17 protein-coding genes are annotated in these 18722 nt (G+C 65.9%); 9 read left to right on the forward strand and 8 right to left on the reverse strand.

Annotated features, from left to right (window positions below; all coding sequences use genetic code 11):
- Nucleotides 1-160 precede the first annotated feature (160 nt).
- The 3 genes from M5D76_RS02570 to M5D76_RS02580 form a co-directional block, all read right to left on the reverse strand.
- Complete coding sequence (locus M5D76_RS02570) at nucleotides 161-3139, reverse strand: FAD-dependent oxidoreductase (protein WP_248921819.1); 2979 nt, start codon at nucleotides 3137-3139, stop codon at nucleotides 161-163.
- Nucleotides 3140-3444: 305 nt separating this feature from the next.
- Entirely contained in the window at nucleotides 3445-5244 is a 1800-nt protein-coding gene (locus M5D76_RS02575) for an AMP-binding protein (protein WP_248921820.1), read from the reverse strand.
- Between the two features lie 130 nt (nucleotides 5245-5374).
- Nucleotides 5375-5983: a helix-turn-helix domain-containing protein gene (locus tag M5D76_RS02580; protein ID WP_248921821.1), complete on the reverse strand. Its 609-nt coding sequence runs from the start codon at nucleotides 5981-5983 to the stop codon at nucleotides 5375-5377.
- Between the two features lie 420 nt (nucleotides 5984-6403).
- Here M5D76_RS02580 and M5D76_RS02585 point away from each other — a divergent pair, with 420 nt between their 5' ends.
- From M5D76_RS02585 to M5D76_RS02595, 3 genes are all read left to right on the forward strand, one after another.
- On the forward strand, nucleotides 6404-7348 hold the full coding sequence (locus M5D76_RS02585) for an Rpn family recombination-promoting nuclease/putative transposase (RefSeq protein ID WP_248921822.1): 945 nt from the start codon (nucleotides 6404-6406) through the stop codon (nucleotides 7346-7348).
- 61 nt (nucleotides 7349-7409) lie between these two features.
- Complete coding sequence (locus tag M5D76_RS02590) at nucleotides 7410-7619, forward strand: hypothetical protein (protein WP_248921823.1); 210 nt, start codon at nucleotides 7410-7412, stop codon at nucleotides 7617-7619.
- 40 nt (nucleotides 7620-7659) lie between these two features.
- Nucleotides 7660-7896 (forward strand): hypothetical protein, encoded by a 237-nt coding sequence (locus M5D76_RS02595; RefSeq protein ID WP_248921824.1) that lies wholly within the window; start codon nucleotides 7660-7662, stop codon nucleotides 7894-7896.
- Between the two features lie 104 nt (nucleotides 7897-8000).
- Here M5D76_RS02595 and M5D76_RS02600 read toward each other — a convergent pair whose 3' ends face one another.
- The 5 genes from M5D76_RS02600 to M5D76_RS02620 are packed head-to-tail and all read right to left on the reverse strand — an operon-like array spanning nucleotide 8001 to nucleotide 11678.
- Nucleotides 8001-8573, reverse strand: a complete 573-nt coding sequence (locus M5D76_RS02600; protein WP_248921825.1) for a 2-oxoacid:ferredoxin oxidoreductase subunit gamma family protein — start codon at nucleotides 8571-8573, stop codon at nucleotides 8001-8003.
- A gap of 1 nt (nucleotide 8574) precedes the next feature.
- Nucleotides 8575-9453, reverse strand: a complete 879-nt coding sequence (locus M5D76_RS02605) for a thiamine pyrophosphate-dependent enzyme (protein WP_248921826.1) — start codon at nucleotides 9451-9453, stop codon at nucleotides 8575-8577.
- Nucleotide 9454: 1 nt separating this feature from the next.
- On the reverse strand, nucleotides 9455-10576 hold the full coding sequence (locus M5D76_RS02610; RefSeq protein ID WP_248921827.1) for a 3-methyl-2-oxobutanoate dehydrogenase subunit VorB: 1122 nt from the start codon (nucleotides 10574-10576) through the stop codon (nucleotides 9455-9457).
- Nucleotides 10577-10783, reverse strand: a complete 207-nt coding sequence (locus M5D76_RS02615; protein WP_248921828.1) for a 4Fe-4S dicluster domain-containing protein — start codon at nucleotides 10781-10783, stop codon at nucleotides 10577-10579.
- Between the two features lie 52 nt (nucleotides 10784-10835).
- Nucleotides 10836-11678: a nucleotide-binding protein gene (locus tag M5D76_RS02620; protein ID WP_248921829.1), complete on the reverse strand. Its 843-nt coding sequence runs from the start codon at nucleotides 11676-11678 to the stop codon at nucleotides 10836-10838.
- Between the two features lie 130 nt (nucleotides 11679-11808).
- On the opposite strand from M5D76_RS02620, the gene M5D76_RS02625 reads away from it, so the two are divergent.
- The 6 genes from M5D76_RS02625 to M5D76_RS02650 all read left to right on the forward strand — a co-directional run bounded on the left by M5D76_RS02625 (nucleotide 11809) and on the right by M5D76_RS02650 (nucleotide 18718).
- The gene (locus M5D76_RS02625) at nucleotides 11809-12222 is read left to right on the forward strand and encodes an ArsR/SmtB family transcription factor (RefSeq protein WP_248921830.1); all 414 of its coding nucleotides are present in this window, start codon (nucleotides 11809-11811) and stop codon (nucleotides 12220-12222) included.
- Nucleotides 12223-12452: 230 nt separating this feature from the next.
- The gene (gene rpsL / locus M5D76_RS02630; RefSeq protein WP_248921831.1) at nucleotides 12453-12827 is read left to right on the forward strand and encodes a 30S ribosomal protein S12; all 375 of its coding nucleotides are present in this window, start codon (nucleotides 12453-12455) and stop codon (nucleotides 12825-12827) included.
- Between the two features lie 45 nt (nucleotides 12828-12872).
- Nucleotides 12873-13343: a 30S ribosomal protein S7 gene (gene rpsG / locus M5D76_RS02635; protein ID WP_248921832.1), complete on the forward strand. Its 471-nt coding sequence runs from the start codon at nucleotides 12873-12875 to the stop codon at nucleotides 13341-13343.
- A 24-nt stretch (nucleotides 13344-13367) separates the two neighbouring features.
- Nucleotides 13368-15464 (forward strand): elongation factor G, encoded by a 2097-nt coding sequence (fusA, locus tag M5D76_RS02640; RefSeq protein WP_248921833.1) that lies wholly within the window; start codon nucleotides 13368-13370, stop codon nucleotides 15462-15464.
- A 47-nt stretch (nucleotides 15465-15511) separates the two neighbouring features.
- A complete protein-coding gene (gene rpsJ / locus M5D76_RS02645) occupies nucleotides 15512-15820 on the forward strand; it encodes a 30S ribosomal protein S10 (protein WP_248921834.1) in 309 nt (102 codons plus the stop codon).
- 306 nt (nucleotides 15821-16126) lie between these two features.
- A complete protein-coding gene (locus M5D76_RS02650; RefSeq protein ID WP_248921835.1) occupies nucleotides 16127-18718 on the forward strand; it encodes an AMP-binding protein in 2592 nt (863 codons plus the stop codon).
- Nucleotides 18719-18722 lie beyond the last annotated feature (4 nt).

The raw sequence follows: 18722 nt of genomic DNA on the forward strand, positions 1-18722 counted from the left end.
GTCGCAGGCCAGGCCTGGGCGAGGTGTGCTGAGTGGCTTCGTGGCGAGGCGTCGTAGGGGCGAAGGCGCAGGCTCTTCTCGGCATGAAAAAAAGGGCGGCCCATCATGTGAGGGACCGCCCCTGTGGGTGGTGGCGTTCGTGCGGCGCCGGCGCGAGAGGCTACTCGCTGCGGGAGATCTTCTTCTTCAGGATCTTGACGCCGCGCTTGGCCGCGTAGGGCAGGACCGCCTTGACCTTGTCCTCGCTGGGCCACATGCGCGAGGCCTCGGGCATATCGCGGGTGAGGTGGATCGCGTCGAACTCGCAGCGCGTGGTGCAGAGGCCGCAACCGATGCACTTGTTGGTGTCGACGATCGAGGCGCCGCACTTGAGGCAGCGGGCGGTCTCGGTGCGGATCTGATCCTCGGTGAGCTCCTTGGAGGGGTCCTCCCAGTTGTGGACGACGTTGGCGACCTTGGCGCAGGCCGGGACCTGGCGGCCGGAGCGGTCGTACTGATTGTCCGAGAGGTTGAGGTCGTCCTTGTCGAGCTCGACGTAGTGGCGCTTGTTGCGGCCGAGCGTGAGCGAGGAGCCCTTCTGGACGAAGCGGTGCATGGAGATGGCCGCCTCGTGGCCCGCGGCGATGGCGTCGATGGCGAAGCGCGGGCCGGTGTAGACGTCGCCTCCGACGAAGATGTCGGGCTCGGCGGTCTGGTAGGTCACGGGGTCGGCGACGGCGCCGTTGCCGCGGCCGAGCTTGACCTTGCTGCCCTTGAGCAGGTCGCCCCAGACGATGGACTGGCCGATGGAGAGGACGACGTTCTCGCAGGCGATGGTCTTGGTGTCAGACTCGTCGTAGGTGGGGGAGAAGCGGCCCTCGTCGTTGAAGACGCTGGTGCAGCGCTTGAAGGTGACGCCCTTGACCTTGCCGGCCTCGTCGAGCTCGATCTTGGCGGGGCCCCAGCCGTTCTCGACGGTGACGCCGTCCTCCTCGGCCTCGACGATCTCGTGCGGCAGCGCCGGCATCTCGTCGCGCTGCTCGAGGCAGACCATGGTCACCTCGTCGGAGCCGCAGCGCACGGAGACGCGGGCGGCGTCGATCGCGACGTTGCCGCCGCCGACGACGACCGTGCGGCCGGAGACCTCGTGCTCGGGGTTGGCGAGCGCGAGGCGCAGGAACTCGACGGCGGTGGAGACGCCCTCGCCGTCCTCGCCCTCGACGCCGGCCTTGCGGCCGCCCTGGCAGCCGATGGCGAGGTAGAAGGCCGCGAAGCCCTGCTCGCGAAGCTCGTCGAGGGTGACGTCCTTGCCGACCTCGACGCCGCAGCGGATCTCGACGCCCATCTCGCGCAGGACGTCGATCTCGGCGGCTACGACGTCCTTCTGCAGCTTGTACGCGGGGATGCCGTAGGTCATCATGCCGCCGGGCATGGCGTCCCTCTCGAAGACGACGGGGTTGTAGCCCATGTTGGCGAGGTAGAACGCGCACGAGAGCCCGGCAGGGCCGGCGCCCACGATGGCGATCTTCTCGGGCAGGCGCCCGCGCGTGGAGGGGATGACCGGCTCGGGCACGAAGCGGTGCTCGCTCTCGAGGTCCTTCTGCGCGATGAATCGCTTCACGTCGTCGATGGCGACGGCCTCGTCGACCGTGCCGCGGGTGCAGGCCTGCTCGCAGCGCTTGTTGCAGACGCGGCCGCAGACCGCGGGGAAGGGGTTCTCCTTCTTGATGAGGGCGAGCGCGTCGCGATAGCGGCCCTCGGCGGCCATGCGCAGGTAGCCCTGGACGGAGATGTGGGCGGGGCAGGCCGTCTTGCAGGGGGCGGTGCCGGTGTCGTGGCACTCGATGCGGTTGTTGTTCTTGTAGTCGAGGTCCCAGTCGTCCTCACCCCAGCTTTGCTCGTCGGGAAGCGGCTGCTTGGGATAGGTGACGTTGGTGCCGTCAGCCTTGTGGAGCTTCTGGCCGAGCTGGACGGCGCCCGCGGGGCAGACCTCTACGCAGCCTGCGCAGGCCACGCACTTCTCGGCGTCGACGTGGGCGCGATAGGCGCTCGCGCTCAGGTTGGGGGTGTTGAAGAGCTGGCTCGTGCGCAGGGCGAAGCAGATGTTCACGTCGCAGTTGCAGATCGCGAAGATCTTGTTCTCGCCGTCGATGTTGGTGATCTGGTGCACGTAGCCGCACTTCTCGGCCTCGAGCAGGATGTCGATCACCTCGTCGTAGTTGATGTAGTGGCCCTTGCCGGTCTCGACGAGGTAGTCGGCCATGTCGCCGACGCCGATGCACCAGTTCTGGGGGTCACGGCCGGCGTTGTCGCCGCGGGCGCGCTCGGCGACCGTGCACGAGCAGGCGCCGGCGGCGTAGCGGTCGTACTTCTTGAGCCAGTGCGAGATGTGCTCGACCGATGCGGTGACGTTCTCCTGCTTGATGGCGTGCTCGACGGGGATGACGTGCATGCCGATGCCGGCCCCTCCGGGCGGGACCATCTTGGTGGCCTTGGTGAGCGGGAGGAACGACATGCGCTCGAAGAAGGTGCCGATCTCGGGGTGCTCCTCCATCTGGCGCTGGTTCATGACCGTGAACTCGGCGGAGCCGGGGACGAACATGGGCAGAACGTAGCGCTTCTCGTGCGCGGGGTTCTTGCCGTCCTCGTTCTCCCAGTTGTACTCGATGATGCCCTTGACGGACATGTCGTCGAGCAGCTGCTTGACGCGCTTCGCGGGCAGGCCGCAGCCGACCACGACCTGCTCGAAGGTCTCGGGCACGCGCACCTTCATGTGCTTGGTGACCTGGGCCTCCTCCTCGGTCATGACGCTGGCGAGACCCCAGTAGTCAGGATCGTCGTAGTTGGTCTTGTGCATCAGGCGGTCGGTGATCTTCGCCGCCTCGCGCAGGACTGCCGGCTTGGACTCGGCCTTGGAGGCCGGGCCGGGGTCGTTGGGGTTCTCAGGCTTGTAGTGCGTGACGTCGTCGTTCTCCGAGAAGTACTCCTCGGCGATCTGCCTGATCGGGTCGCCGTTGGAGACCGTCGTCGGGATCTTGTTGCGAACGGCAATCTCCTCGTCGGTCATGTCTCCGCGCATTGCGGCGGCACGCTCGTCGACTGACGCTCCTCCGTACGGGTCCTCGGGCCTGCCCGTGGCCTTGTCGTTCCTGTCGGTCATGTCCTCTCCTTCTCACGAGAGCGCGCACCTTGCCCCCAGCGGGGTGCGCGCTCGTTGCGCAGCTGGCGCGCACATGCCTCGCGGCATGCATTAGCAGTACTTTCAATAGTACGTGATGGAGCGGGTAATACTCTCGAAACTTTTGCCGTTTATGTTGGCGGCACGACAACAGAAGAGGGCGGCTTCGCGCGACGGCCGCGGCGCTTTGGGACCGCGGCTCAAAACGACCTCGGGGACGCGAGTCTGCCACGCAGACCCGCGTCCCCGATGCCCGTTAGAGATTGCGCCCCCGGTCGGGGCGGCGACTACACCAGTCCGTCGATCTTGTCCTGCTCGACCTGCTCCTGGCGCGCGGCCTCCTCGTCGGCGCGTCGAATCGCGACGCGGCGGATCTTGCCGTTGACGGTCTTGGGCAGCTCGTCCACGTAGTCGATGATGCGCGGGTACTTGTAGGGTGCGGTCTCGCGCTTGACGTAGGCCTGCAGCTCCTTGGTGAGCTCGGGCGAGCCCTCAAAACCCCGGTTCAGCACGATGGTCGCCTTGACGGCCTTGCCGCGCACGGGGTCGGGCACGCCCGTCACGGCGCACTCGCGCACGGCCGGGTGCTCGAGCAGGACGCTCTCGATCTCGGTCGGGCCGATGCGGTACCCCGACGACTTGATCACGTCGTCGTTGCGCCCGACGTAGTGCAGGTACTCGTCCTCGTCCTTCCAGGCGGTGTCGCCGGTGTGGTACCAGCCGTCATGAATGGCCTCCGCGGTCTTCTCGGGGTTGCGGTAGTAGCCCATCATGATGCCGTCGGGCGGGTTCTTCTCGTCGTAGGCGATGCAGATCTCGCCAGTCTCGCCGTAGTCGCACTCGGTGCCGTCCTTGTGCAGAAGCGCCATGTGGTAGAGCGGCACGGCCTTGCCCATCGAGCCCGGGTGCGGCGTCGAGTTGTTGAGGTTGGCGATGGTGAGCGGGGTCTCGGTCTGGCCAAAGCCCTCGAAGATCGTGATGCCGGTGTGGTCCTTCCAGAACTTGTACAGGTCGGGGTTGAGTGCCTCGCCCGCGGTGGTGCAGTACTTGAGCGGCGTGAGGTCGTGCGCGTCAACGTCGGCCTGCATCATGAGGCGGTACATCGTGGGCGGGCAGCACAGCGTGGTGACGTTCCAGCGCGCGATGAGGTCGAGGATCTCGTCCGCGTGGAAGCGGTCGAAGTCGTAGGTCAGCACGCACGTCTCCATGGTCCACTGGCCGTAGAACTTGCCCCAGACCGCCTTGCCCCAGCCGGTGTCGGCGATCGTGAAGTGCGTGCCGCCGTCGCCGGTGGTGTTGTGCCAGAGCTTCGCGGTCGCGGTGTGCGCCAGCGCGTAGGTGCCGTTGTGCAGGACCATCTTGGGCTGGCCGGACGTGCCGGACGAGAAGTACATGATCATCGGCTCGTGGATCTTCGTGGGGACGCGCATCCAGAACTCTCGCGCCGCACGCACGCCGGCGTTGAAGTCGACCCAGCCCTCGCGCTCGCACGTCAGCTCGCAGATGTGCTCCGGGCCCGAGAGCCAGGCGTCGCGCTCGACGGGATGGCCCGCCTCGTGAACCTCGTCCGAGAGGCCCGCGCCGCCGCCGTTCACGATGATCTTCACGTCCAGGTCGGGGCACTCGGGCGCCACGGCGTCCACCACGTCGGCGACCGTGCCGGCGTTGGTGCAGATGACCGCCTTGATCGAGGCCGCCTGCAGGCGGTAGAGCATGTCGTGCTCGCGCAGCATGAAGGTCGCGGGCACCATCACGGCGCCGATCTTGTGCAGCGCCAGGCCCGCGAACCAGAACTGGTAGTGGCGCCTGAGCACCACGAGCACCATGTCGCCCTTGCGGATCCCCTGGTCTGCTAGGAAGTTCGCGCACTTGTCGCTCCAGAGCTTCATCTCGCCGAAGGTGAAGACGTGCTCCTCGCCCTCGGGGTTGCACCACTTCATGGCGGGGCGGTCGGGCTCGTGCTCGGCGATGTCGTCGACGATGTCGTAGGCCCAGTTGAAGTCCTCCTCGTAGTGGAGGGAGATGTGGCTGACCTCGCCGTCGAAGTTGCGTGACTCGGATAGGTACTTCTCGCTTATATAACGCATGGCATGTCCTTCGGAGATTATCGGCATGGCGCGCTCGGCGCCGGGGCGTCTACGTCTGGGGAGCCCGTCGCGCGTGGCCGTGGCCTGCCGCGCCGTGCTCTTTCGGCACCGTCCGACGTGCGGGCGATGCCTAGATAATCTCTTCTCCGTTGGTGATGGCCTCGGGGATCACGACCGCGAGGATCTGCGCGTCCTCGCCGCCGATCGCGATGATGCCGTGCCCGCGGCCGGAGTCGTAGAGCAGCGTGTCGCCGGGGCCGACCTCCTCGATGTGGTCCTCGAACGCGTAGCGCAGGTGGCCCTTGAGCACGTAGTCGAGCTCCTGGCCCTTGTGGTAGGACAGGTGGATCGGGGCGTTCTGGCTCTCCTCCTGGTAGGGGACGTCGACCAGGAACGGCTCGCACAGGCGGCCCTTGAAGAACGGCGCCTTGTGCAGGTACTCGAAGTCGGAGTGGCGGTCGATGTGCATGCCCTCCTCGGGGCGCACGATCGAGTACCACTTGATGTGCGGGCTCTCGCCGGTCATCAGCTCGGTGATGTCGACGCCAAAGCGCTTGGCGCACTTGTAGAGGAAGGTGAAGGTGAGGTCCATCTCGCCGGACTCGCGCTTCTCGTACTCCTCGGCCGAGCGCCCGGTGGCCTCGGCCATGTCCTCGATCGTCAGGTCGTTGTCCTCGCGCAGGGAGCGAATGCGCCTTGCGATCTCCATGCGGTGCTCGTCGGCGGAACCAAGGTCCATCGGCCCTCTCCTTTCGCGCGTCTCGCGACGGCCGTCATCGGCCGGGTCGCCTCTCGACTGTTCGTGTTGGCCATGACTGTAGCATCGCCCGCGCGCCGCGCCCACGAGACCCCTGCCTGCGGGGCCAATCGTTTCGCTGTTGGCAACAATCGCAGGCGAGAAGAGCCTGCCGCCGAGAGGAGCATGCCTCCGTGGCTGGCCGGTGGCCTTGGTCGCGTCTCGGCCGCGCGCCCGACATCACACCCGCCCGAGGCGGGGGCGTGCGGTCGGGTGCTCAACCACACGTGCATGTTGAGTATCCGCCAGCAAATGATTGCCGTTCACAGACTATACCTGCCACCAGCGGTCTATAACTGAATATCGAACACGTGTTCGGGTAAGATTTTGATAAGGAAATCCGCTAGGTGAGGGGAGTTCGCGATGGGTGATCGGGTTGGATGCGGGAAAGATCGCGGCGGAACGAAGGGTCAGGGGGCAAAGCGCGAGCGAGTGCGCGAGAGCGGGCGCAGCCGAAGGTACGGCTGCGAAGGCGGCCGGAGGAGAGACGACGAGGGCAACCGTATGCGTGACCGCGAGCGGCTTGCGCGCTTCCGCTTGATTGACGACACGTTCATGCGTGCCGCATTCCGCGACCAGCTGCCGCTTGCGCAGCACGTCCTTCGCAAGCTCACGGGGATTCCGACGCTGGTGCTTGCCGAGAGCGAGACGCAGCGCGACCTGAACCGTGCGACGGGTTCGCGCGGCGTCGTTCTCGACGTCTATGGCGAAGACGAGAGCGGCAACCAGTATGACCTTGAGATTCAGACGGGATCCAACCTCAACCCTCGCCGCTTTCGATACTACGGGTCTGCCATGGACATCGACTCGCTTCCGGCTGGCGCGCCGTACGATGACCTGCCTGAGAGATGGCTCGTGGTGTTGCTTGAGCGTGATCCCGAGGGGCCGGATCGACCCGTTCGCCACTATCGAGCCAGTGCGCTTGACGACGGTCGCGTCCTGGAGGATGGAGCCCACTTGCTCTACGTGAATGCGTCCTATCGCGGAGAGGATGAGATCGGCGCATTGATGATGGACTTCTGCCAGTCCGACCCTGGGCTTATAACCGACGGGATGTTGCGTGAGCGGGTACAATATTTGAAAACAAATGACGAGGGGGTGCTCGAGATGTGCAAGATCAGCGATGAGATTCGTGAGGAAGGCCGCGAGGAAGGCCTCGAGGAGGGCCGCGAGGAGGGCCGCGAGGAGACCATGGTCGCCTGTCTCAGGAGCCTCGTTAGGAGCGGCATGCCCATGGCCGAGGCGTTCGCGAGGCTTGAGGTCCCCGTCGGAGAGCGCGCACATTACGAGGCCGCGCTCGGCGATTAGCCTGCCGGCGCAACGTTCCTAGGGGCGTGTCTTGCGAGGCGTGGCGAGAGGGGTTTACGAGATGTGCAGGATCAGCGACGAGATTCGCGAGGAGGGTCGCAGGGAGGGCCTCGAGGAGGGCCGCGAGGAAACCATGGTCGCCTGTCTCGGGAGCCTCGTTAGGAGCGGCATGTCCATGGCCGAGGCGTTCGCGAGGCTTGAGGTCCCCGTCGGAGAGCGCGCGCATTACGAGGCCATGTTCAGCGGGTGGCTCCTTGATATGAGGTTCTAAGAGTCCTTGGTTATAGTGGTGCGACGAGGGGGTGCTCGAGATGTGCAGGATCAGCGATGAGATTTACGCGGAGGGCTACGCGGAGGGCTACGCAGAGGGCTTCGCAGAGGGCTATATTCAGGGCCTTGACGAGACGCGAGTTGAGAAAACGACCATCGTTCTGCGATATTTCGTAGAAGAGAAAGGCTTCACGCCCGAAAGGGCTGTGGCTGCCTGTGACGTTCCGGCCAACGAGAAGGAGTATTTCCTCGAACTCCTGCGACATCCCCTGGCATAGCGTGTTTGGATCTGTCGCGAGAGTAAATGGATAGCGAAGAGCCTCCGTCACACGCATGCGACGGAGGCTCTGCTCGCAATTGATCAGGTCGGATTACGCTGCGTCTACAGCTCAATGCCCAGGTGGAGGGCCTTGAGGTTCGGCTCCAGCAGGTTTGCGTGCTTGGGCGGCACGCACTTCTTCAGGGCCGCCTCAAGTACGTCGAGGTCGGCGAACTGGGTCTCGGCCCAGAGCTTGCCGAGGCAGATGATGTTGGCGAGTCCCTTGAGCCCTTCGTCTTCGGCCATCTGCGTCGCCTTGAACGCGAAGAGTTTCACGCCTTCGGGTAGCTCGACCTCCTCGACGTTCATGGCGAGCGTCGTGTCGACCACCGCGACGCCGCCGTTCTCGAGCGTGGGGCCGAACTTCTCGATGGAGGGCTGGTTGAGGGCGATCAGCGCCGTGGGGCGCGTGATGAACGGCGAGCCGATGGCGTCGTCGGAGAGCGACACGTTGCAGTTTGCGGTGCCGCCGCGCATCTCGGGACCATAGCTCGGCATCCACGAGACGTGCCTACCGTCGAGCAGGCCGGCGTTTGCCATGACCTTGCCCGCAAAGAGCACGCCCTGGCCGCCGAAGCCAGAGAGGACGCAGAGCATCTCGGGGTTCTTCATGGAAGTGTCCTGTGGCATGGCCATGCTATGCCTCCCTCTTCTGCTGGGCGATGGGGCAGTCTGCGGCACGGGCGGCCGCGGCCCCCAACGCGTCGTCGAAGCCGTCGGCCACGACGTCCTTGTACACGCCGAGCGGGTAGTAGGGGAGCATGTTCTCGCGGAGCCACTCGAAGGCGGCCTGCGGGGTCATGCCCCAGTTGGTCGGGCAGGTCGAGACGACCTCGACGAACGAGTAGCCAACGCCGTTGACCTGGTTCTCGAACGCCTTCTTGATGGCCTTCTTGGCCTGGCGGATGTGGGCGGTGGTGTCGCACGCGACTCGCTCGATGTAGGCGGGGCCGTCGAGGGTGGCGAGAAGCTCGCTCATCCTGATGGGGAAGCCGACCTTGGAGACGTCGCGGCCGTACGGGCTGGTCTGCGTCACCTGGTTGGGGAGCGACGTGGGGGCCATCTGGCCGCCGGTCATGCCGTAGATCGCGTTGTTGATGAAGATCACGGTGATGTGCTCGCCGCGCGTCGCCGCGTGGACGGTCTCTGCGGTGCCGATCGAGGCGAGGTCGCCGTCGCCCTGGTAGGCGAAGACGATCTTGTCGGGGTGCACGCGCTTGACGCCCGTGGCGACCGCGGGGGCGCGACCGTGCGCGGCCTCGATCATGTCGCAGTTGAAGAAGTCGTAGTTCATGACCGAACAGCCGACAGGCGAGATGCCGATCGTCTCACCCTCGATGCCGAGCTCGTCGATCGCCTCGGCAACGAGACGGTGGACGATGCCGTGGGTGCAGCCCGGGCAGAAGTTGAACACCTTGTCCGAGAGCGCGTGGGGCCTGGCCGAGACGATCTTCTCGCCGTCGTTGATCTTGATGCGGTCCTGCTGGTAGCTGGGGAGCGTCTTCTCCATCGCCATGCTACTCACCTGCCTTTGCGGACGGGGCGCAGCCGATTCGCGCGGCGAGCGCCTCGATCTGGTCGAGAATCTCCTCGGGCGTGGGGAGCACGCCGCCGGTGCGCCCGTAGAAGGACACGTCGGCGCGGCCGTGCGCGGCGAGGCGGACGTCCTCGACCATCTGGCCCATGTTGAGCTCGACGGACATGAGCGCCTTGCAGCCGCCGTCGATGGCCTGGTTGATGGCGTCCTCGGGGAACGGCCAGAGCGTGATGGGGCGAAGCAGGCCCACCTTGATGCCCTTGTCGCGGGCGCGGCGGATGGCGGTGCGCGCGATGCGCGACGAGGCGCCGAACGCGACGATCAGGATGTCGGCGTCGTCCGCCATGAAGAGCTCCTGGCGCTGCTGCGTGGCCTTGATCTTCTCGTAGCGCTCGAAGCGCTCGCGGTTGGTGTCCTCGAGCTTCTGCGGCGTGAGGTAGAGCGAGTTGACGACGTTGTGCTCGCGCTCCATGTGCGTGCCGGTGGTTGCCCAGGGCTTCTTGGGCAGGCTCTCGGGGTCGCGCGCCGGCGGCAGAGTGACGGGCTCCATCATCTGGCCGATCATGCCGTCGGCGAGGATCATCGCGGGGGTGCGGTACTCGTCGGCGAGGTCGAAGGCCAGGTAGATGAGGTCGGCCATCTCCTGCACGGTGCTCGGGGCGAGCACGGGCATGAAGAAGTCGCCGTGGCCCATGGCGCGCGTCGCCTGGAAGTAGTCGGACTGCGACGGCTGGATGCCGCCGAGGCCGGGGCCGCCGCGCTCGACGTTGACGATCACGCCGGGGACGTCGGCGCCCGCCATGTACGAGACGCCCTCGCCCTTGAGCGAGACGCCGGGCGAGCTCGAGCTGGTCATGGCGCGCGCACCGGCCGCGCCGGCGCCGTAGACCATGTTGATGGCCGCGATCTCGCTCTCTGCCTGCAGGAACGTGCCGCCGATCTTGGGGAGCTTCTTGGCCATGTAGGCGGCGAGCTCGGTCTGCGGCGTGATGGGGTAGCCGAAGAAGTACCGGCAGCCGGCGCGCATGGCGGCCTCGGCCAGCACCTCGTTGCCCTTCATGAGGACGCGGTCCTCCACGGGGGTGCTCTTCTCGTCAGCCATTTACTTCACCACCGTAATCGCAACGTCCGGACAGGTCAGAAAGCATGACGAGCAGCCGATGCAGCCATCGGGCTCGACAAGCTTTGCGGGGTGGTAGCCCTTGGGGGTGATGTTCTCGTCGTCGAGCGCGAGAACCCCCTTGGGACATGCGGTGACGCACAGGCCGCAGCCCTTGCAGTGCACCTCGTCGACGATGATTCGTGCCATTCGCATTCCCTCCCTCTCCCGGGGTTCGCGATGTCGGTCGGGGGCGCCGGGGCTAGTCCCGCGCGTCCCAAGGCGTGCCCACAAATGTAGGCATCATCACGAGCGGCGCAGCCGACGAATCGGCGTCTGTTAACGTGGCGGCAATTTGCTGATACGTGCCCGCGTCGATGTCGCAGGCGCCCTCGTGGGCGAGAAGAGCCTCGGCCTCGGCGCGCGCCGGCCCCTCAAGCGCGAGTCGCTCGATGGCGCAGCGCGGGACGGCCGTGCCCGCGAGGGGCAGTCCGCAGGCGCGGGCGGCCTCGGTCGCGAAGGCGATGCCGCGGCGCACGTGGTCGGCCGTGGTCTCGCTGCCGAGGTTGGAGGTGTTGAGCAGGGCGCTCGCGCGCAGGTGCGCGTGGTGCTCGATGTCGCGCAGGATGGCGGCGGCATCCGCGGGCGTGGCGCTCAGCGTGCGGAAGCAGCTCACGGCGTAGAGCACGCGCGCGCCGGCCGCGGCGAGCGCCGGGGCGTAGCGCCCGAGCGTGGTCGCGCCGTCGTCGTCGCCGCCGACGTCGACAATGAGGGCCTCGCGCGCGTCGTCGGTCGCACCCGCCGCGCGCTCGATGAGCGCGTCGAGCTCGCCGGTGAGGCTCGGCGTGTCCAGCGTGCTTCCCGCAAACACCGGGGCGCAGACGTGCACGCCCTTCTCGGCGAGGGTCGTCTGGTAGTCGCTCGAGCGGAAGTAGGGGTTCACGATGTCGAGGTCGACGAGGGTGGTGGGCCGGCCCGCCGCCGCGTGCGCGAGCGCGAGGCCGATCGCGCAGGTGGTCTTGCCCACGCCGGCGTGGCCGACGATCACGGTGATGCCGGGCAGGTCGAGCAGGTCGCAGGTCGCTTCGGGCTGCGTGGGGTGCATGTCGGGTCCTTCCGCGCGGGGTGGTTTCGCCCATCATCGCGCACGCACGCCCGCCCCACAAGGCGCGTTCGCAAACCGCAACGTTGGCCCGCGCACGGGTACACTAACGGGGACACGCGAAAGGATGCCCATGGCCAACGACACGCCCCATACCCACGACGCCCGCGCCCACGACGACGGCGGCGCCCGAGACGCCCGAGACGCTCGCGACGTCGCATCGACGCGCCGGCTCGCCGCGTACCTCGAGAACGACGACGTGGTCTACAGCGCCACGCAGATCTTCGACGCGCTGTCCGACTCGACGCGCTTCCAGATCCTGGGCGAGCTCGTGGGCGGCGAGAAGAGCGTGTCTGACCTGCAGGAGGTCTGCCATGTCTCGCAGTCGGCCATCTCCCACCAGCTCAGGCTGCTTCGCGACCGCGGCCTGGTGAGCGCCAGGCGCGACGGCCAGCGCATGTTCTACCGCCTCGCCGACGAGCACGTCGAGGAGCTGCTGCGCGTGGGTCTCCAGCATGCCGCGGAGGACGTTCTGGAAGAGGGCTAGCTCTTCTCGGCAAGCCGCTGGTCGGGCGTAGGTTGTGCGCAAGTCGTGGAAAAGGGATACGCCCGGCACCGTGGTGTTTTGACATCTGGCCTGCAAGCGCGTAAAGTGCAACCTCGCGCGTTTATGCGCGCAGGTCATGCCAACAATCCGAGGAGGCGGTGCTGAGTCTCCTCTGATACATAGGTGCTCGCGCACCGCCCACTCTGTTAGTTCGAATAAGGAGAACAGCTTTGCCTACTATCAACCAGCTTGTTCGTCAGGGCCGCGTTTCCCACAAGGCCAAGTCGAAGAACGCCGCACTCCAGCACAACCCCCAGAAGCGCGGCGTATGCACCCGCGTCTTCACCACGACGCCGAAGAAGCCGAACTCGGCTCTCCGTAAGGTCGCCCGTGTGCGTCTCGTCAACGGCATCGAGGTCACCGCGTACATCCCCGGCGAGGGCCACAACCTCCAGGAGCACTCGATCGTCCTGGTCCGTGGCGGCCGTGTCCGCGACCTCCCTGGTGTGCGTTACAAGATCGTCCGCGGCGCCTACGACTGCGCAGCAGTTCAGGACCGCAAGCAGGGTCGCTCCCGCTACGGCGCCAAGCGCCCCAAGGAGTAAGCCCCACCGTTCCGAAACTAGCTACGAGTTCTTAGGAGATATAACATGCCGCGTCGTGCAGCAGCAGTCCGTCGTGAGGTCATGCCGGACGCCGTTTACAACAACCGCCTCGTGACCCAGCTCATCAACAAGGTCCTCCTCGACGGCAAGAAGTCCGTCGCCGAGCGCATCGTCTACGGTGCCTTCGACATCGTCAAGGAGAAGACCGACGGCGATCCCCTGGCCACCTTCAAGAAGGCCATGGACAACGTCCGTCCGACCCTCGAGGTCAAGCCCAAGCGTGTCGGTGGCGCCACCTACCAGGTGCCCATGGAGGTCAACTCCCGTCGCGCCACCACCCTCGCCATCCGTTGGATCGTGAACTTCAGCCGTGCCCGCAAGGAGAAGACCATGGCCGAGCGTCTCGCCAACGAGATCATGGACGCCGCCAACGGCGTTGGTGCTTCCGTGAAGCGTCGCGAGGACCTCTTCAAGATGGCAGAGGCCAACCGCGCCTTCTCTCACTACCGTTTCTAAGAGGACTGCGAGGAGAAGAGACCAATGGCTAAAGTTAAGTACAAGCTCGAGGACCTCCGTAACATCGGCATCATGGCTCACATCGATGCCGGTAAGACGACCACTACCGAGCGCATCCTCTACTACACCGGCAAGACCCACAAGATCGGTGAGGTCCACGATGGCGCTGCCACCATGGACTGGATGGTTCAGGAGCAGGAGCGCGGCGTTACCATCACGTCCGCCGCTACCACGTGCTTCTGGAAGGACCACGTCATCCAGATCATCGACACCCCGGGTCACGTCGACTTCACCGCTGAGGTCGAGCGTTGCCTCCGCGTTCTCGACGGCGCCGTCGCCGTCTTCGACGCCGTCGCCGGCGTCCAGCCGCAGTCCGAGACCGTCTGGCGTCAGGCTGCCAACTACGGCGTTCCCCGCATCGCCTTCATCAACAAGTTCGACCGCGTTGGCGCTGACTTCTTCCACGCCATCGACACGATGAAGGATCGTCTGGGCGCCAACGCCATCGCCGCCCAGATCCCGATGGGCGCCGAGGCCAACTTCTGGGGCCTCATCGACCTCGTCACCATGGAGGCGTGGGACTTCAAGGAGGACGACAAGGGCATGATCTTCCCCGAGAAGATGGATGCCATCCCCGACGAGTTCGCCGGCCTTGCCGCCGAGAAGCGCGAGGAGCTGCTTGACGCTGCCGCCAACTTCTCCGACGAGCTCATGGAGGCCGTCCTCATGGAGGAGGAGATCTCCGTCGACATGCTCAAGGCCGCCATCCGCAAGGGCGTCCTCGCTGGCGAGATGAACCCCGTCTTCGTGGGCTCCGCCTACAAGAACAAGGGCATCCAGGAGCTCCTCGACGCGGTCATCGACTACCTGCCGAGCCCGCTCGACGTCGCCGAGATCGACGGCAAGAACCTCAAGGGCGAGGACGAGGTCCGTCACGCCGACCCCAAGGAGCCCTTCTCCGCTCTCGCCTTCAAGATCATGACCGACCCCTTCGTCGGCAAGCTCACCTACATCCGCGTCTACTCCGGCCAGGCCGAGTCCGGTAGCTACGTCTACAACTCGGTCAAGGATCACCGTGAGCGCCTCGGCCGCATCCTCGAGATGAACGCCAACGACCGTGTCGACCGTGAGGCCTGCTCCGCCGGCGACATCGTCGCCTGCGTCGGCCTCAAGAACACGCAGACCGGCGACACCCTCTGCGACGAGAAGAAGGCCATCGTCCTCGAGTCCATCGACTTCGCTGACCCCGTCATCGACGTCGCCGTCGAGCCCAAGACCAAGGCCGAGCAGGACAAGATGTCCGTTGGCCTCGCCAAGCTCGCCGAGGAGGACCCGACCTTCCAGGTCCACACTGACCACGAGACCGGCCAGACCATCATCGCCGGCATGGGTGAGCTCCACCTCGAGATCATCGTCGACCGTCTCCGTCGCGAGTTCCACGTCGACTGCAACGTGGGCAAGCCGCAGGTTGCCTACCGCGAGACTGCCGGCCACGCCGTCAGCCACGTCCAGGGCAAGTTCGTCCGCCAGTCCGGCGGCCGCGGCCAGTACGGCGACGCCGTCATCGACGTCGAGCCGATGGAGGCCGGCTTTGGCTACGAGTTCGTCGACGCCACCGTCGGCGGCTGCATCCCCAAGGAGTACATCCCCTCTGTCGACAAGGGCATCAAGGAGGCCCTCGAGACCGGCGTCATCGCGGGCTACCCCGTCCAGGACGTCAAGGTCACGCTCGTCGACGGCTCCTACCACGAGGTCGACTCCTCCGAGGCCGCCTTCAAGATTGCCGGCTCCATGGCCATCAAGGAGGCCCTGAAGCAGTCCGACCCCGTCCTCCTCGAGCCGATCGAGCTCGTCGAGGTCGAGACCCCCGAGCAGTACATGGGCGACGTCATGGGCAACCTCTCTGGTCGCCGCGGCAAGATCGAGGGCATGGAGGACCGCTCCAACACCAAGGTCATCCGCGCCAAGGTGCCCCTGGGCGAGATGTTCGGCTATGCTACCGACCTTCGCTCCCAGACGCAGGGCCGCGCATCCTACACGATGCAGTTCGACTCCTACGAGCCCGTCCCCAAGAACATCAAGGACGAGATCGTCAGCAAGAACGGCGGCTCCGCCTCGTAAGTTAAGTAGCCAACGGTAGCATCGCTGCCATTTTGGAGGTATTGAAAGTGTCAAGCCAGAAGATCAGGATCCGCCTCAAGGGCTACGATCACGAGGTCGTCGACCAGTCCGCGAAGCAGATCGTCGAGACCGCTCAGCAGAACGGTGCCCGCGTCTCCGGCCCCATCCCCCTGCCCACCGAGCGCAACCTGTACACGGTCATCCGCTCGCCGCACAAGGACAAGGACAGCCGTGACCAGTTCGAGATGCGCACCCACAAGCGCCTCATCGACATCCTCGACCCCAACTCCACCACCGTCGACTCGCTCATGCGCCTCGACCTTCCCGCCGGCGTCGACATCGAGATCAAGCTCTAAGTCGACTCCAGCAACCGGAGCCCGGCCGTAATGGCCGGTCGACCGAGGAGAGTTTCAAGAAGCCGCAGGCCCCATGGTCTGCGGCTTCTTTTCTTTTGCCATACGCGCCCGATGCCGACGCTGGACGCGTGGCCCATCTGGGGCTCGCGGCCCGGCGTGACCCCGCCGCACCTCGGCCGCGCCGACGACCAGTGTTTCGCGTCTGTAAGAAACTCCGCCAGACTTTGCCTACGCCCAGCTTGGATGGTATAAATGCGCACAAGCGATATGCCTCGCGACGCCGCGAGTGACCATAGGAGAAGTGCCATGAAGCTCTCGTTCTCGACCATCGGCTGTCCCTCGTACGCCTGGACCGACATCTACCCCATGGCAAAGGACCTCGGGTTTGACGGCATCGAGATCCGCAGCGTCGCGGGCAACTCGTTCGCGCCCACGGCCCAGCCGTTCCTGCCGCGCCTGCGCGCCCGCACGCGCGCGCAGCTCGAGCGCATGGGCGTCGAGATCTCCTGCCTCTCCACCAACTACGAGCTCAAGAGCGAGGAGGGCCGCCTCGAGGCCGCCGACGGCGTCATGGCCTACCTCGAGCTCGCCAGCGAGCTGGGCTGCCCCTTCGTCCGCGTCTTCCTCTCGCGCGACTTCCGTCCCACCGGCGACGTCGACGACACCCAGGTCGTCGACGCCCTCAAGAACCTCGCCGGCTTCGCCTCCGTCTACGACGTGACGATCCTGGTCGAGACCGAGGCCGACTACGCCGACACGGCTCGTCTCGCCCGCGTCCTCGACGCGGTCGACTCGCCCAACGTGGGTGCCCTCTGGGACCTCCAGCACCCCTGGCGCCTCTTCGGCGAAGAGCCCGAGACCACGCTCGCGAACCTCGGGCACCACCTGCGCTACTGCCACGTCAAGGATTCCGTCGAGGTCGACGGCCGCGTCCAGTACCGCATGATGGGCGAGGGCGACATGCCGCTCACGAGCATGCTCGACGCGCTGCGCGACTCCGGCTTCGACGGCTACGTCGCCTTCGAGTGGATCCGCAGCGGCGTCGCCGACACCGCCATCGGCGAGCCGGGCATCGTCTTCCCGCAGTTCATTAACTACATGCGCGACTATCTCGCGGGTGGCGTGGCCGAGAAGAGCGAGCAGCCTCGCGCCGAGGACCACCCCGTGGAGAGCGAGCCTACCGAGCTCACCGGCGAGCTCCAGCAGTCGCTGCGTGGCGACGGCACCTACCCCTGGCCCAAGGAGCACCTCATCGACTTCACCTTCCCGCAGGTGCTCGACCACGTCTGCGAGGTCTATCCCGACCGCTACGCCTTCCGCTTCACCGAGTGCGACTACGCCCGCACCTACCCGGAGTTCCGCGACGACGTGAACGAGGTCGCCCGCTCGCTCGTCGCCCTCGGCGTCATGCCCGGCGACAAGGTCGCCATCTGGGCCACCAACGTGCCGGCCTGGTACCTCACGTTCTGGGCGACGGTCAAGATCGGCGCCGTGCTCGTCACGGTCAACACCGGCTACAAGATCCACGAGCTCGAGTACCTGCTGCGCCAGAGCGACACCCACACGCTCGTCATGATCGACGAGTACAAGGGCACCAGCTACCTCGACATCGTCGACGAGCTCGTGCCCGAGATGGCCGACGCCAGGCCGGGGGAGTGGCACAGCCCCAAGCTTCCGTTCCTGCGAAACGTCGTCACCATCGACGGCCCGCATGACGGCTGCGTCTCCTGGGACGAGATGCTCGCCCTCTCCGGACGCGTCAAGCAGGCCGAGGTCGACCGCCGTTGCGCCGCCATCCGCAAGGACGACGTCTGCAACATGCAGTACACTTCCGGCACCACCGGCTTCCCCAAGGGCGTCATGCTCACGCACTACAACGTCGTCAACAACGGCAAGGCCATCGGCGACTGCATGGACCTCTCCACCGCCGACCGCATGATGATCCAGGTCCCCATGTTCCACTGCTTCGGCATGGTGCTCGCCATGACCGCCTCCATGACCCACGGCGTGACCATGAGCCCCATCTCGGCCTTCTCGCCGCGCAAGGGCCTCGCCTGCATCAACAAGGAGAAGATCACCTGCTTCCACGGCGTGCCCACCATGTTCATCGCCATGATGAACGTCCCCGAGTTCGAGACCTGCGACTTCAGCCACATGCGCACCGGCATCATGGCGGGCAGCCCCTGCCCGATCGAGAAGATGCGCGAGGTCATCGACCGCATGCACATGAGCGAGATCTGCATCACCTACGGCCAGACCGAGGCGTCGCCGGCAACCACCATGAGCAAGACCACCGACACGATCGAGCAGCGCGTGACCACGGTCGGCCTTCCCATCTTCGGCGTCGAGACCAAGATCATCGACCCCGAGACCGGCGAGGAGCTCGGCGACAACGAGCCCGGCGAGTTCTGCAGCCGCGGCTACAACACGATGAAGGGCTACTACAAGATGCCCGAGGCCACGGCCGCCGCCATCGACGAGGACGGCTGGCTCCACTCCGGCGACATCCTCCTGCGCCAGAGCGACGGCTACTACCGCGTGACCGGCCGCCTCAAGGACATGATCATCCGCGGCGGCGAGAACGTGTACCCCAAGGAGATCGAGGACTTCCTCTACACCTTCCCCAAGACCAAGGACGTCCAGGTCATCGGCGTCCCCGACAAGGTCTACGGCGAGGCCGTCTGCGCCGAGATCATCCTGCGCGAGGGCGAGACCGCCACGGTCGACGAGGTCCTCGACTTCTGCCGCGCGCGCGTCGCGAAGGAGAAGGTCCCCCAGTACGTGGTCTTCGTCGACGGCTACCCCATGAACGAGGCCGGCAAGATCCAGAAGTACAAGATGCGCGACCAGGCCATCGAGCTCTTGGGCCTCGGCGACGCGATCGTCGAGACAGCCTAGCCCA

Source organism: Olsenella intestinalis (genome assembly GCF_023276655.1).
GTDB lineage: Bacteria > Actinomycetota > Coriobacteriia > Coriobacteriales > Atopobiaceae > Olsenella_J > Olsenella_J intestinalis.